At 64.3% G+C, this 15,179-nt stretch carries 11 protein-coding genes and 4 tRNA genes; 10 read left to right on the top strand and 5 right to left on the bottom strand.

The annotated features are described in order from the left end of the window. On the bottom strand, nt 1-208 hold a 208-nt coding region (gene thyA / locus JHD59_RS16095), incomplete at its 3' end, for a thymidylate synthase (RefSeq protein WP_199154960.1). Between the two features lie 137 nt (nt 209-345). On the opposite strand from thyA, the gene flhB reads away from it, so the two are divergent. From flhB to JHD59_RS16065, 6 genes are read left to right on the top strand one after another with little or no spacing between them, the layout of a single operon-like run. Then, complete coding sequence (gene flhB / locus JHD59_RS16090) at nt 346-1,512, top strand: flagellar biosynthesis protein FlhB (protein ID WP_043623424.1); 1,167 nt, start codon at nt 346-348, stop codon at nt 1,510-1,512. 6 nt (nt 1,513-1,518) lie between these two features. Further along, nucleotides 1,519-3,600 (top strand): flagellar biosynthesis protein FlhA, encoded by a 2,082-nt coding sequence (gene flhA, locus JHD59_RS16085; RefSeq protein WP_199154959.1) that lies wholly within the window; start codon nt 1,519-1,521, stop codon nt 3,598-3,600. Nucleotides 3,601-3,606: 6 nt separating this feature from the next. After that, nucleotides 3,607-5,091 (top strand): flagellar biosynthesis protein FlhF, encoded by a 1,485-nt coding sequence (gene flhF, locus JHD59_RS16080; RefSeq protein WP_103318235.1) that lies wholly within the window; start codon nt 3,607-3,609, stop codon nt 5,089-5,091. Between the two features lie 3 nt (nt 5,092-5,094). Then, nucleotides 5,095-5,964: a flagellar synthesis regulator FleN gene (locus JHD59_RS16075; RefSeq protein WP_199154958.1), complete on the top strand. Its 870-nt coding sequence runs from the start codon at nt 5,095-5,097 to the stop codon at nt 5,962-5,964. Then, nucleotides 5,961-6,704, top strand: coding sequence for an RNA polymerase sigma factor FliA (locus tag JHD59_RS16070; protein ID WP_103318239.1), 744 nt, complete (start codon nt 5,961-5,963; stop codon nt 6,702-6,704). The genes JHD59_RS16075 and JHD59_RS16070 overlap by 4 nt, the downstream gene beginning before the upstream one ends. A 57-nt stretch (nt 6,705-6,761) precedes the next feature. Then, nucleotides 6,762-7,511, top strand: a complete 750-nt coding sequence (locus JHD59_RS16065; RefSeq protein ID WP_103318240.1) for a flagellar motor protein — start codon at nt 6,762-6,764, stop codon at nt 7,509-7,511. Nucleotides 7,512-7,563: 52 nt separating this feature from the next. Here JHD59_RS16065 and JHD59_RS16060 read toward each other — a convergent pair whose 3' ends face one another. Next, nucleotides 7,564-8,964 carry an exonuclease domain-containing protein gene (locus JHD59_RS16060; protein ID WP_233164273.1) on the bottom strand — a complete coding sequence of 467 codons (1,401 nt, stop codon included), beginning with the start codon at nt 8,962-8,964 and terminating at the stop codon, nt 7,564-7,566. 185 nt (nt 8,965-9,149) lie between these two features. Between JHD59_RS16060 and JHD59_RS16055 the strand changes: the two genes are divergently transcribed. From JHD59_RS16055 to JHD59_RS16040, 4 genes are all read left to right on the top strand, one after another. Then, nucleotides 9,150-9,226: transfer RNA gene (locus tag JHD59_RS16055), tRNA-Arg, on the top strand. A 5-nt stretch (nt 9,227-9,231) separates the two neighbouring features. Beyond that, nucleotides 9,232-9,306 (top strand) — tRNA-Glu (locus JHD59_RS16050). Nucleotides 9,307-9,312: 6 nt separating this feature from the next. Next, nucleotides 9,313-9,389, top strand: a tRNA-Arg gene (locus JHD59_RS16045). 3 nt (nt 9,390-9,392) lie between these two features. After that, nucleotides 9,393-9,467, top strand: a tRNA-Glu gene (locus JHD59_RS16040). Between the two features lie 87 nt (nt 9,468-9,554). On the opposite strand, the gene JHD59_RS16035 is transcribed toward JHD59_RS16040, so the two are convergent. The 3 genes from JHD59_RS16035 to JHD59_RS16025 form a co-directional block, all read right to left on the bottom strand. Then, nucleotides 9,555-12,005: an ABC transporter permease gene (locus tag JHD59_RS16035; RefSeq protein WP_199154957.1), complete on the bottom strand. Its 2,451-nt coding sequence runs from the start codon at nt 12,003-12,005 to the stop codon at nt 9,555-9,557. 65 nt (nt 12,006-12,070) lie between these two features. Beyond that, nucleotides 12,071-14,491: an ABC transporter permease gene (locus JHD59_RS16030; RefSeq protein ID WP_199154956.1), complete on the bottom strand. Its 2,421-nt coding sequence runs from the start codon at nt 14,489-14,491 to the stop codon at nt 12,071-12,073. 10 nt (nt 14,492-14,501) lie between these two features. After that, on the bottom strand, nt 14,502-15,179 hold the full coding sequence (locus JHD59_RS16025; protein WP_103318248.1) for an ABC transporter ATP-binding protein: 678 nt from the start codon (nt 15,177-15,179) through the stop codon (nt 14,502-14,504).

Raw genomic sequence — 15,179 nt, 5'->3', positions numbered from 1 at the left:
GGATATTGGTGTCGCCGGACAGGAACCACAGCAGCTCATGGATGATCGATTTCAGATGCAGCTTCTTGGTGGTGACCAGCGGAAAGCCGTCCTGCAGATTGAAACGCATCTGGTAGCCGAACACCGAACGGGTGCCGGTGCCGGTGCGGTCGGCCTTGTCATGGCCGTGTTCCAGCACATGGCGCATCAGGTCGAGGTACTGTTGCATGTCGATTTTCCCCACTCCGCCAAGGCGGCAAAACCAAAGGCCCAGATTGTAACACTGGCCGGAGCGGCCCGGCATACGCTAACATTCATTTTAAAATCAAGACAAAAGCATTATTAAAGCAAAACTGAAACGAGCCCATGGCAGAAGACTCAGACCTCGAACGCACCGAACCCGCGTCAGCCAAACGGCTGTCAACGGCTCGAGAAGACGGCAATATTCCCCGATCGCGGGAATTGTCGACGTTCGCCATCACCATGGCCGGCGTTTCCCTGCTGATGGTGCTGGGCGGCAAGATGGCCGTTTTCCTGCGCGAAACCATGCGGCAACTGCTCACCTTCAATCAAAGCACCGTGCAGAACACCGAGCCGGCGCTGCGTCAATTCAAGGAAGCGATCTTCGGCGCGCTGTGGCAATTGGCGCCGTTTTTCGGCGGGCTGGTGCTGGTAGCCCTGTTCATCCCCACCCTGGTGGGCGGCTGGAATCTCACCACCAAGGCGCTGGAGCCGAATTTCGGCAAGCTCAATCCCCTGCCCGGCATCAAGCGCCTCTTTTCGCTGAATGCCGCCACCGAGGGCCTGAAAGCCATTCTGAAAAGCCTGCTGATCGGCGGCATCGCCACCTGGTACATCTGGAAAGAGCGGGATGAGATCATCGGTCTGATCGCCATGCCGCTGGAAGCCGCCATCCTGAAGATGACCGACATGATCATCCACACCTTCTTCATCGTCACCGCGGCGATGATACTGCTGGTGGCGATCGATGTTCCCTATCAACTGTGGAGCTACTACAAGAAACTCAGGATGACCAAGGAAGAGGTCAAGCAGGAATACAAGGAGGCGGAAGGCTCGCCGGAAGTGAAGGGCCGCATCCGCCAGATGCAGCGCGAAGCCGCGCGCAAGCGCATGATGCAGGAAGTGCCCAAGGCCAACGTGATCGTCACCAACCCAACCCACTTCGCGGTCGCGCTGAAGTACGAAGACGGCATGCGCGCGCCGCAGGTGGTGGCCAAGGGCTCGCTGAAACTGGCGGAAAAGATCATAGACACCGGCAAGGACAGCCGGGTGCCGGTGATGCGGTCGCCGCGTTTCGCCCGGGCGCTGTATTTCAATGCCGAACTGGGCGAAGACATCCCGGCCGCGCTGTACGCGGCGGCGGCCCAGGTGCTGGCCTATGTGTTCCAGCTGCAGCAATACCAGTCGGTCGGCGGCGCGGCTCCGGTGTTCCCTGACCAGTTGGATGTGCCCGAGGAGCTTGACCCGTACAGCAAACGTCCGCAAGATTCGGCGCCAGAAGAAAGCCGATAAGCCAGCATGGACGCCATCCTCCAAATACTGCGAAACATGAAGATCGCCCAGCTTGCCGGGCCGCTGCTGATCATCCTCATCCTGACGATGATGATCCTGCCGCTGCCGCCGGTGCTGCTCGACATCTTCTTTACCTTCAACATCGCGGTGTCCGTAATCGTGCTGCTGGTGGGCATCAATGTCCGCAAGCCGCTGGACTTCTCATCCTTCCCGTCGGTGCTGCTGATCACCACCATGCTGCGGCTGTCGCTGAACGTGGCTTCCAGCCGCGTGGTGCTGCTGGAGGGCCATACCGGCCCGGACGCCGCAGGCAAGGTGATCGAATCGTTTTCCCACTTCCTGGTGGGCGGCAATGTCGCCATCGGCATCGTGGTGTTCATCATCATCACCATCATCAACTTCGTGGTGATCACCAAGGGCGCCGGCCGGATCGCCGAAGTCTCGGCCCGCTTCACCCTGGACGCGATGCCCGGCAAGCAGATGGCCATCGACGCCGACCTCAACGCCGGCCTGATCGGCGAGGACGATGCGCGCAAACGCCGCGCCACCATCGCCGAGGAAGCCAACTTCTTCGGCGCCATGGACGGTGCCTCCAAATATGTGCGCGGCGATGCCATGGCCGGCATCCTGATCATCCTGATCAACGTCATCGGCGGCCTGATCGTCGGCGTGGTGCAGCACGACCTGCCGGTGGGCCAGGCGGCGGAAACCTACACCCTGCTGAGCATAGGCGACGGCCTGGTGGCGCAGATCCCGGCGCTGATCATCTCCACCGCCGCCGGTATCGTGGTGACGCGCGTCGGCACTGATCAGGACATGTCGGAACAGTTCCTGACCCAGCTGTTCACCAAGCCGCAGGTGCTGTACATCACCTCGGCGGTGATCGGCATGATAGGCCTGGTCCCCAATATGCCTCATCTGTCCTTCCTGCTGATCGCCGGCTGTCTGCTGGCGCTGGCGCGGACGATGGAGAACCGCAACAAACAGCAACTGGCCAAGGAACTGCAGGCCGCCCAGCCGGCGCCGGCGCCGGAGCAACAAGCGGCGGAGGTCGGTTGGAGCGATGTGCAGCATGTCGACCAATTGGGCATGGAAGTCGGTTACCGGCTGATCCCGCTGGTGGACCGCTCGCAGGATGGCGAGCTGCTGCGCCGCATCCGCGGCATCCGCAAGAAGATCGCCCAGGACCTGGGCTTCCTGGTGCCGCCGGTCCACATCCGCGACAACCTCGAAATCAAGCCCAGCGCCTACCGCATCCTGCTCAAAGGCGTGGAAGTCGGCCAGGGCGAGGCCTTCATCGGACAGTTCCTGGCGATCAACCCCGGGCGCGTCACCAGCGAGATCGGCGGCACGCCGACCACCGACCCTGCCTTTGGCCTGCCGGCGGTGTGGATAGACGCCGGCAAACGCGAGGAAGCGCAAAGCCTGGGCTACACCGTGGTCGACGCCAGCACCGTGGTGGCGACCCACATCTCCAACCTGCTGCAAACCCATGCCGCGGAATTGCTCGGCCGCGAAGAAGTGCAGGCGCTGATCGACCATCAGGCCAAGGAATCGCCGAAACTGATTGAAGACCTGGTGCCCAAGGTGGTGCCGGTGGGCACCTTGCAGAAAGTGCTTCAGCAATTGCTGACCGACGGCATCCACATCCGCGACTTCCGCACCATCATTGAAACGCTGGCCGATCATATCCCGCAGAATCAGGACATAGACGAGCTGACCAGCGCGGTGCGCACCGCGTTGTCACGCGTCATCGTGCAGCAGCTGTTCCCCGGCGAATCGGAACTGCCGCTGATGACGCTGGAGCCGCAGCTGGAAAACGTGCTGATGCAGGCGGTTCAATCCAAGGCCGGCGGCGGACTGGAGCCGGGCTTGGCGGAAAATCTGCTGTCCAGCGCCGCACAACAGACCGAGCAAGTGGAGATTCAAGGGTACAATCCGGTATTGCTGACGGCGCCGGGCTTGCGGCCGCTGCTGGCCCGCTTCTTGCGTCGGGCATTGCCGCAGCTGCGTGTGATTTCGCATAATGAGATTCCAGACAATAAATCCATTCGTATAATTGCGGTAATAGGCGGCAGCAAGGGCTAATCGACAATGGTGGTGAAAAAGTTCTTCGGGAAGACCACTCGAGACGCACTCAGGCAAGTTCGCGAAGAACTGGGGGCGGACGCCCTCATTTTGTCCAATCGCCCCACCATGGGCGGCGGCGTGGAAATCATGGCGGTGGCCGATTCCGACGTCGCCAACCTCGCCAGCACCCTGTCCACCTCCAGCAGCAAGCATCCGCCGCGCAACGCCCCCCCGGTGGTCAATCGGCCGCAACAACCGGCCCCCATTCCCCCCGCCGTCAACGGCAACGCCATGAACCGGGCCATCGCGCGCACTTACGCCATGCCGGTGGAACCGCTGGAAAGCCCGGCCCCGCCGCGCGTAGACGCGGTCCAGCCGCGGCTGGAGCCGGTTTATGCGCCGCCGCAGCCGGCCCCCGCCATGGCGCCGCAATATCAAGCCCCGGCCATGCCCGCGCAGCCTGCGCCGGCCGTGGCCCAAGCGCCGCGCGCCGCGCCCGCCTCGCCGCCGCCTCGGCTAGACATCGCGCCGCCAACGCATGCCAATGGCGAGGAGCCGGAGCAGATGGCGCAGGAACTGAAACTGATCGGCGACGAGATCAAGCTGCTCCGCAGCCTGCTGCAAAGCCAGCTGGCCAGCTTCGCCTGGTCCGATATGGAAGGCAAGGCGCCCAATCGCATCGAATTGTTCAAGCACCTGCTGGCGATGGGTTTCTCCGCCCAGTTGATCCGACAGCTGATCGAAAAAATGCCGGCGCAGTATCAAGGCGAAGTGGCGGTGAAATGGGCGCGCTCCGCCCTGGTGCATAACCTGAAGTGCGCCGACGCCGACCGCGAAGTGATGGATCGCGGCGGCATCTTCGCGCTGGTCGGCCCGACGGGCGTCGGCAAGACCACCACGGTGGCCAAGCTGGCGGCGCGGGCGACGATGCGCTTCGGCGCCCAGCACGTGGCGCTGATCACCACCGACAGCTACCGGATCGGCGCGCAGGACCAGCTGCGCATCTACGGCAAGATCCTCGGCGTGCCGGTGTTCTCCATCCAGAACGAGGGCGATCTGCAGCTGACGCTGGCCGACCTGTCCAATCGCCACATCGTCTTCATCGACACCGTGGGCATGGGGCAGCGCGACGCCCGGGTGCTGGCGCAGATCGACATGCTGCGCACCGCCGGCCGGCCCATCGAACGGCTGCTGCTCCTGGCCGCCAACACCGATGGCCACACGCTGGAAGACGTGGTGCGGCGTTACCGCGGCGAGGGTCTGACCGGCTGCATCCTGTCCAAGATTGACGAAGCCGTGGCGCAAGGCCCGAGCCTGGACGTGATCATCCGCAATCGCCTGAAGCTGTTTTACATCACCAACGGCCAGCGCGTGCCGGAGGACTTGCACTCCGCCAATGCCGCCTTCCTGGTGGACCGCGCGATGCGGGCGCAACAGATCGGCTCGCCGTTCTCGCTGCAGGGGGACGAACTGCCCATCATGAACGCCGCCCAGTCAGGTTGGTTGTAAGAGATGCAGGACCAAGCCGCCAGTCTCCGCTTGCTCGCCGCGCAACAGAAGCGCGCCCCCAGCTTCGCCTTCATCGGCTCGCCGCATGCCGGCACCACCACGGTGGTGACCGAGCTGTCGCTGGGACTCGCCTACGCCGGGCTGCGGCCGCTGGTGGTAGACTGCTGCCTGGGCCAGGTGCAGACGCGCCGGCTGGGCGTCCCCGCCACCGCCACCCTGGAAAGCCAGGTGACCAGCGTGGGCGGGCTGGACGAAATGATGATTCTGTCGCGCCAGGGCGTGCAGCTGATCAATCTGTACGCGCGGCCGGAGCAGCGCGCGCTGTTTTCCGCCCAATTGTGGCTGAGGATGGGCAGCGAGTTCGGCGCGCTGGAGCGCGATGCCTCCGCCCTGCTGATCGATGCGCCAAACCCAAGCCAAGACGCGATCCCTGCCAGCGTGGCCGACAATCTGATTTTGGTATTAACACCGGATGCCGATTCGCTGACCACCGCCTACGCTAATATCAAGCGGCTGGCCAGCCTTTATGGCCGCCAACGCTTCAATGTGCTGATCAACCGCGCGCGCCATCTGGACGAAGCGCGCGAGCTGTTCACCCGGCTGTCGGCGGTGGCCAGCGAGTTTCTGACGGTCTCGCTGCGCTGGGTGGGCTTCGTGCCGCACGACAATGCGGTGCGACGCAGCCAGACGCTGCACCGCCCGCTGATGGAGGCGTTTCCGGACAGCGAGGCCGCCGCCGCCTTCTCGCAGCTGGCCGCGGTCCTGCTGCAATGGGACGCGCCGGAAACCGTGCGTGACAGCACCGGATACATGGACTTGCTGATTGCCGCCTCGCGCGATTGGGCCGAGGCGGATGGAGCCAAACTGTTATGAACCCGTCCTTCCGCCGATCGGGCTACGTCGCAGCCGCCCCCAGCGTCGAGATCGACGTGGAGGCCTACGCGCCGCTGGTGCGCAAGCTGGCGAGCATCATGATCGCCCGGCTGCCTGCCTCGGTGGAGTTGGGCGACCTCATCCAAGTGGGCATGATCGGCCTGATCGAGGCTTCGCGCCAATTCGACCCGGCCCAGGGCGTGATGTTCGAAACCTTCGCCAGCCAGCGCATCCGCGGCGCCATGCTGGATGAGCTGCGCCGCGAAGACTGGTTGCCGCGCCAGGCGCGGCGCAACTCGCGACAGATCGAGGAAGCCATCTGCAAGCTGGAACAGCTGCAGGGGCGCGCGCCGCTGGAATCGGAAATCGCCGCCGAACTGGGCATGGAGCTGGAGCAATACCAGGAGATGCTGGGAGAATGCAAAGGCACCACGCTGCTGCATTTCGAGGACTTCAACAGCGGCGACGACGAGCACGGCCATAATCCTGTAGCCAATGTCGCCGATGATGACTCGCCGGACCCGCTGGCCGCGCTATCGGACGACAGCTTCCGCCAGCAGCTGATCTCCGCCATCAAGCTGCTGCCGGAGCGCGACCAACTGGTGATGGCGCTGTATTACGAGCAGGAACTGAACCTGAAGGAAATCGGCGCGGTGCTCGGCGTCACCGAGTCCCGCGTCTGCCAATTGCACAGCCAGGCCATCGCCCGGCTGCGCGCCAAACTGAAAGACTGGCTGTAAGGGAGAGTTCGGTGATTAAGGCGCCGGATTTCAGACCAGATCAATAACGGAAACCATGTGGACAAGATCAGTTTAATCGCAGTGGTGATGGGCTTGACGGCCATTATTGCGGGGCAAGCCATCGAAGGGGGCAGCATCGGCTCGCTGATGCAGCTGACGGCTTTCATGATCGTCATCGGCGGCACCACCAGCGCGGTGATGCTGCAAAGCACGCCCAAGCAATTCATGGCCGGCCTGCGCATGCTGCGCTGGGTATTCCGCCCGCCCAACTTCGACCACGAACGAATGATCCGCGAAGTGGTCAGCTGGAGCCAGGGTTCGCGCAAGGGCGGCCTGCTGTCGCTAGAAGGCATGATCGCCCAGCAGCGCGATCCCTTCACCAAGAAGGCGCTGCAGATGCTGGTGGACGGCACCGAGCCGGAAACGCTGCGCGCGGTGATGGAGGTGGAAATCAGCATGTTCGAGCATGCCCGCAAGCAGGCCGCGCGCATCTGGGAATCGGCCGGCGGCTATGCGCCGACCATGGGCATTCTGGGCGCCGTGCTGGGCCTGATCCACGTGATGGAAAACCTGTCGGACCCGTCCAAGCTGGGCGGCGGCATCGCCGTGGCCTTCGTCGCCACCGTATACGGCGTCGGCTCGGCCAACCTGTTTTTCCTGCCGATGGGCAACAAGCTGAAGCACTTGGTGGCTGCCGAGGTCGCCATGAAGGAGCTGGTGGTGGAAGGCGTGGTCGCCATCGCCAACGGCGAAAACCCGCGCATCATTGAAAGCCGGCTGCGCGGCTACCTGGCAATGCACGAATAAACCTCGGCCATCGGACATCAAAAAGGCAAGCTGCGCAGCTTGCCTTTTCTGTTTACAGCATGCGCAATTCGCGGTCCGGCTTGCGCAGCTCGCTCTCCAGCAGCTTGTAGTAATCGAGATCGAATGCCGGCTCGCCTTCCAGCGCCCCGCCATTGCGGCGGCTGCCCAGGTAGCACCAGCGGTCGAACAGATGTTCCACCACGTCGCCGCACACGATGTCGCGCTCTTGCACCGCGATGGCGCCCTCGAACGGCCACGGCTTGACCTTTAGCCGCTGCAGAGCAGACAACAGACGAGCATTGTGGCTGTCCACCGCCTCCTGGCCCACGCAGCCGCCGCGGCAGCGGCCGATCTGGTAGGCCGCGCAGGGCATGCCTTTGCGGCTGGTCACCTGCTCCACCCCAAGCACGGACTGGCACAGGCCCTGAGCCAAGGCGATCTGCGCGAGCGCCTTGCGGCCCTCGCGCGCATTGCGGAACAGGCCGTACAAATCCGCCGTGCGGCTGAAATCGATATCGCGCGCCGACACCGTCAACGGGCGGACAAAGCCGTCGGTTCCAGTCTGCAGCTGCAAGGTGCACACCTCGCCCATCATCCTGGCCCGCGGATTGTGCGCCGGCTGCAAACGCCCCAGCCACTGCAGCTCCAGCAACTGCGCGCCAAACTCGCTCAAGCACTCGCGCCATTCCACCCGGGCCACCGGCTCGTCTATCCGCACTTCGTGGCGGCTGGGCTTGCGCTCGGCGAAATGCCCCAGCGTCTTGCGGTACAGATTGGGCGCGCGGCCCACATACAAGGCCCGGCCATCCTCGCCGAACAAGGCATACACCCCGGCGGAATCCGGCATGTCTTCGATCTGCCGCTGCAATTCCGCCGGCAGGCTGGAGACTTCGGCCGGTTGCGACAACAATTGCGCCGCCTCATGCGCCACTTTGTCCGCGCCCAACTCGCGGCTGGCGATGCCGATGAAGCGGTATACCGCCTCGGCGTCGGCCAGGGCGCGGTGGCGCTCGGGCATGTCTATGCCATGGCGGGCGATCAGGCTATCCAGGCTATGTTTGAAATGCTGCGGGTACAGCCGGCGCGACAGCTTGACCGTGCACAGCGCGCGCGCCTGAAAACGGCGGCCCAAGCGGCGGAATTCGTTGCGCAGGAAGCCGTAATCGAAACGGGCATTGTGCGCCAGCAGCAGACGCCCTTGCAGGCGGGCCAGCAATTCGTCGGCCAGTTCGGCAAACGGCGGCGCGGCAGCCACCATTTCATTGCTGATGCCGGTCATGTTTTCGATGAAGGGCGGGATGGGCTGGCCGGGATTGACCAGCCAGGACAGGCGCTCGACGCGCTCGCCATCCACCAGCACCAGGCCGACTTCGGTGATGCGGTCGCGGGCGATGTCGCCGCCGGTGGTTTCCAGATCGACAATGGCGCAAGGCTGTTCAAACAGGGTATTCAATCTCGCTTCGCTTTCCTTGGCGCAGCCATGAATCATGACGTTTAGTTCAAAATGTTGGCCTGCCGCGACAGGAACAGGCGGCCAGTTTACCGGCTTTATAAAAAAAATCCTACGCTGTGTTGACACCCATATTTCACCTCTGTATTATCCGGTCTCTCGCAAGACACAACGTCTCGCGACACAGCGCACCCGTAGCTCAGTTGGATAGAGTATCTGGCTACGAACCAGAGGGTCGGGCGTTCGAATCGCTCCGGGTGCGCCAGGCATGTCCCTATAGTTTAGCGGTTAGAACACCGCCCTTTCACGGCGGTAGCCGGGGTTCGATTCCCCGTGGGGACGCCACAATACGCACCCGTAGCTCAGTTGGATAGAGTATCTGGCTACGAACCAGAGGGTCGGGCGTTCGAATCGCTCCGGGTGCGCCAGCTGTCCCTATAGTTTAGCGGTTAGAACACCGCCCTTTCACGGCGGTAGCCGGGGTTCGATTCCCCGTGGGGACGCCAGAATTCAGAAAAAGCCCAGCATTGCAAAATGCTGGGCTTTTTCGCGTTTCCACGCCGGAACGCAGGCGGCTTGCGCCGCCCCGCCGCCTAACTTTGCAATGCCAGCGTCGGCCGCAGCCGCATGGCGCCGAGCACATGGCGGCACACCGCCAGCGCCGCCACCACCAGGCATAGCAGCAAGGACAATAACAGCGTCCAGCCGCCAATCGGTGCCCTGGCGACAAAACCAGCCAGATAGTGGCGAATGAACAGCCAGGCTGGCGGCAGCGACAGCGCCGCGCTGACCGCCAACACCAGCAGGAACTCGCGGCTGACCAGCCCGGCAATCGCCAGGCCGCCGGCGCCATACAGCTTGCGCAGCACCACCTCCCGCGCCATGCGCTGCACCGAGTATGCCGACAGCACATAAATGCCGAAGGCGGCGATGAGCATGGCCACCGCAGAGGCAATCGCCAGCAACTGCGCTGTGCGGATGTCCTGGCCGTAGCGCTTGTCCAGTTGCTGGCCGGCGCTGACCGGCAGCAAGGGATAATCCGGAAAGTAGCGCGGCCATAGCTCGGCCAAGGCCTGCCGCATGGCGGACTCGCTGCCGCGGTAGCGTATCGCCAGCGTGCTGGCATAGGGGTTTTGCGAGCCAATCACGAAATACACCATCGGAATCGCCCGTTCACGCGAGGTTTGCTCGGCGATATCCGCCACCACGGCGCTGATCGGCTTCTTGCCGTCGGCAAAAGCCTCGGACTCGACAATGCGGCCAATGGCCTGCTGCGGCGAGGCGAAACCCAGGCGACGCGCGGCCGATTCGGACACGACCAGTCCCGCGCCGGGCCGCGCGGCGCCATTGCCGTCGCATGCCGCGGCGCTCCCCCTCGCCAACAACGGCAGACGATAGGTCGGCAAAAAACCGCAATCAACCATGCGATAGCGCATGTTCTGGTAGGTTCCGCCGGCCAGGCGGAAATTGTTGGCGTTGTTGCTGTCGCCAGCCGGCGGCCCATCCACGTAGCTCAGAGCCGCCACTTGCGGCTGGCGCGATAGCGCCGCGCGCAGCACCCTGCGTTGCGCCAGGTCCTTGGCATTGGCGTCACCCGCCGCCACGAACAGCAGCCCATCGCGCTCGAACCCAGCCGGCAGACGCGTGCCATGCCAGGTTTGCCAAGCCACGGCCAGCGTCACCCCCGCCAGGCCCATGGCGATGCCGAACTGTACCACCGTCAGCCCGCGCCGCAGCCAGACGCCTTGGCGGGTTTCCTGCTGATCGCGACCGGACAAGGCCTGGGTCGCGCGCACGCGGGCGGCAATCCAGGCCGGATAAACGCCGCTGAGCCCGCCTAGCGCGGCGGCGCCTAGCAGCGTCAGCGCAATACTCCGCCAGCCTATCATGCCGGCCAGGTCGCGCTGCAACAGTTGGCCGAACAGGGGCAGCAGCAGCCAGGCCAACAGCAGGCCAAGCAGAGCCGCCGCCAGCGCGATCAACATCGATTCGGCGATGAACTGCCCAGCCACCCGCCCCACGCCGGCGCCCAACACCTTGCGCACGCCGATTTCGCGCTGGCGCCGTATCGTGCGGACTGTCGCCAGATTGATGTAATTGATGGCTGCCAGCAGCAGGATCAGCAGGCCGATGGCGGCGCAGCCCAGCAGCATGGCGCGGTTGCCATGGCGCGCCGGGTCGGCGCTCTGATCGAGTTCCGGGTCCAGGTAGACATCTGGCAGCTTCACCGCGGAGAAGTCAAGCAAGCTTCTCCCCTGCTGCTTGGCCTCAATCGCCTGAAGGCTGGGATCGCGATAGCTGGGAGATTGCTTCAAGGCTTGCGCCAGCAGTGGCCCGACCTCAGCCGCCTCATGCCCCGGCTTGAGACGGAAATACAAGGACGCGCCCCAGCTGAACCAGTGTGTATAGAAGTCGGCGTACACGCCATCGCTGGCCATTCCGCTCACCCGCCCGCCGAGAATGGCGTAGCGTTGGGTGGCGGTTGCCGGCGGGGTAGCGACAATCGCCGCCACGGTCTGCAGCTTGCCCGCTACGGAAAACGTCTTGCCCAGCGCCGCGGCGGTGCCGAACATCCGCATCGCTTCTTCTTCGGTCAACGCGGCGCTGTCGGGCCGGGTCAAGGCCTGATGCAGGTCTCCCGCAAGCGTTTTCAGCTCGAACAATTCGGCAAAATCCGGATCGACCAGCGTCACCCAGCGATTGCTGACCGCGTTGCCCACGCGCACCGGCGCGAAGTTGCCCATCGCCATGCTGACCCGCTCCGCCACGCCATGATCGCGCAGCACCTGGCCTGCAATCACTGGGACTTCCTGCTGCCAGTCATTGCGCACGCCATCCATATTCGGCTTGGCCTTCAGCATGTAAACGCGCTCGCGCCCGGCGATATGCCGGTCAAACTGCACAGAGTAGGCGACATAAGCCCACAGCAGCACGCAGCAGGCAAAGCCGATGGCCAAGCCGCCGATCACCAGCGCGGACCATCCCGGTTCTTTAAGCAGCCAGCGCCAGCCGACGCGAAAATCTTCCCCTCGCAGGTAAGCCATGTGTTCTCCCCTATTCCATACAGGCCAGACCGTCGCCAGGCGCGCCCGGTCTGGCCATTTTCTTGTCAACCGCGCAGGGCCAATACCGGACGCAAGCTCAAGGCAGCCAGCAGATGGCGGCACACCGCCAGCGCCGCCACCACCAGGCATAGCAGCAAGGACAATAACAGCGTCCAGCCGCCAATCGGCGCGCGCTCGACGAAACCGGCCATGTACTGCCGGATATACAGCCACGCCGGCAGCAAGCCGATGACCGCGCCCGCCAGCAGCACCCACAGGAATTCCCGGCCGATCAGGCTGGCGATGGCGGCCTTGCCCGCGCCGTGCAATTTGCGCAACACCACTTCGCGCGCCATGCGCTGCACGGAATAGGCGGCGAGCACATAAATGCCAAAAGAAGCGATCAGCAAAGCGACGCCAGCCGCCGCGGCCAGTAGGCCCGCCTGCCTGGCGTCAGAAGCGTAACGCTGATCCAGCCTGTAACGCGCGCTTTCCATCTTCAAGGGATAGTCCGGGAAATAACGCGGCCACAAACCGGCAATGCCCGCGCGCACCGCGGCTTCGCTGCCCTGGAAACGCACGGACAGCACGTCGGCGACATGCCCGCTCGCCAAATACAGCCAGGAACGCGCTTTTTCATGCGCCGACTGCAAGCGAATATCCGACACCACACCCACCACCATGCAGCCGTCACCAGAGCCTTCGGCCCGCAGTTTTCTGCCCAGCGCCAACTGCGGCGCGGCATAACCCAGATCGCGCGCGCCAGACGCGCTCAGCACGCATTCGCGCCTGGCCTCATCCTGCGGGCTGGCGCAGCCGGGCAGCAAATGCCCGGCCAACAGCTTGACGCCATAGGTCTCCAGATAATCGCAGCCAACGCTGCGCACTTCCAGATTGACCGAGCTGCCCCCGTTCTTGACGCTGGTGAGGTTCATGCTGCTGTCGGCCAAGTTATTGACGCTCAGCGCCGCGCCGCGCACGCCGGGCAAGGCGGCCACCGCGGTACGCAGCGCCGCGCGCTCGGAGACGCTGCTGCCAGTCTGCAGGGTCAGCAGCCCCTCCACCTGCAGGCCGGTGTCCAGCCGGCTGCCATACCAGGCCTGCCAAGCGATGGCCAAGGTCACGCCGCTCAGCGCCATGGCGACGGCGAATTGCGTCACCGTCAAGGCGCGGCGCAGCCAGACGCCGCGCGCCGTTTCCTGCTGATCTCGCCCAGACAGCGCCTGCGTAGCCCGCACCCTCGTCGCCACCCAGGCCGGGTAAGCGCCCGCCAAGCCGCCCACGGCCACCGCCGCCAGCAGGGCCAGCGCCACGTTGCCCAGAGTGAACATGCCGGCCAACTCACGTTGCATCAGGAATGCGAAACCCGGCAGCAGCAGCCACGCCAGTAGCAAACCCAGCATCATCGCCAGCACGGACACCAGCACGGACTCCAGCAGGAACTGCCCGGCCACGCGGCCCACGCTGGCGCCCAATACCTTGCGCACGCCTATTTCGCGCTGGCGGCGTATCGTGCGCACCGTGCTCAAGTTGACGTAATTGATCGCCGCCAGCAGCAGGATCAGCAGGCCGATGGCGGCCAGCCCCCACACCTCGCCCGGTTTGGCATGGTCTTGACCGTCGCCCCCCAGGCCGGAGTCCAGCTTGGGGTCCAGATACACATCGGCCAGCGAGGCTGCGTCATACGTCACCATGGGCCGGTTCTTCAGCATTTGCCGAAACTCCGGAGGCAAGCCGCGCGAGAAGGCGGAATGCTCGAAAGCCTGCTGCAGCTTGGCCACCACCTGCTCGCTGGAAACGCCGGCGCGCGGCTGGAAATAGACGCTGCCTGACACTCCGCCCCAGTTATCCAGCATGGCCCGCGCCATTTTGTCATCCATCACCGAGAAATGGCGCGCCGCCAAAATGTCATAGCTCCGGGTGGAGGTGGGCGGCGGCGCCGCCACTACGGCGGCCACCACGATGTTCTCGCCGTTGATGCGCAGCGTCTTGCCGACCACGGCCGCGCTGCCGAACAATTGCCTGGCCTTGTCATCGGTCAGCGCCACCCGATCCGGCCGGCTCAACGCCGCGGCCAGATCCCCCGCCAGCACCTTGACTTCGAACAAGTGGGCGAAGTCAGGATCCACCTGCAAAACCTCCTGCATGCTGACCGCCCGTCCCACCCGCACCGCCAACAGGCTGCTCCAGGCGATGCTGGTCCGATCGACCAAGCCGCCGTCGCGCATCGCCTGAGCGGCGGGAAAAGGCGCGACGTTAAGCCACTTGTTATCCATGCCCGGCAGATTGAAGCGCGCCTCCAGCTGGTAGACCCGCTCCCTATCCTGCAGATGCTGGTTGTATTGCAGCGAATAGCGCGCGTAGCCCAGCAGCAGGAAGCAGCAGGCGAAGCCCACCGCCAGGCCGGCGATCACCAACGCCGACCAGCCCGGCTCCTTGATCAGCCAACGCCAGCCGACCCGAAAATCTCGCAGGATTTCATGCATGCCCGTCTCCTTACAGCTGGATGGCGTCAACCACTACGCGGCCGTCCAGCATATTGATCGTGCGCGAGGCCAGCGCGGCGTGGGACGGCGAGTGGGTGACCATCACCACGGTGGTGCCGTCGGCGTTGATTTCCCGCAGCATTTTCATCACCTCGTCGCCGTGGGCGCTATCCAGATTGCCGGTGGGTTCGTCGGCCAGCAGCAAGGCCGGCCGCGACACCAGCGCGCGGGCGATGGCCACCCGTTGCTGCTGGCCGCCAGACAGCTGCGACGGACGGTGGCCGGCGCGATGGGCCACGCCCAGCCGCTCCAGCGCCGCGTCCACGCGCTGCTTGCGTTCGGCCGACGGCACGTCTGAATACTCCAGCGCCAGCGCCACGTTTTCGCGCACCGTCAGCTCCTCGATCAGGTTGAAGCTCTGAAAAATGAAGCCGATGCGGCCGCGCCGCAGCTGGTTGAGCCGCGATTCGCTCCAACCGGCGACGTTTTGGCCGTCGAACCAGTATTCGCCGCCATTGGGCACGTCCAAGAGGCCCAGCAGCGACAGCAACGTGGACTTGCCGCAGCCGGACGGGCCGGTCACCGCCACGTACTCGCCGGCCTCGATTTCCAGATCCACGCCATTGAGCGCGCGGGTTTGCACTTCGCCGCCGATATGCAGCTTGCTGATGTTCTTCAGTTTGATCAT

Source organism: Chromobacterium sp. ASV23 (genome assembly GCF_016428945.1).
Taxonomy (GTDB): domain Bacteria; phylum Pseudomonadota; class Gammaproteobacteria; order Burkholderiales; family Chromobacteriaceae; genus Chromobacterium; species Chromobacterium sinusclupearum.
Note: the sequence above shows the minus strand (reverse complement) of the source record. Positions and strands in the feature narration are given on the sequence as shown.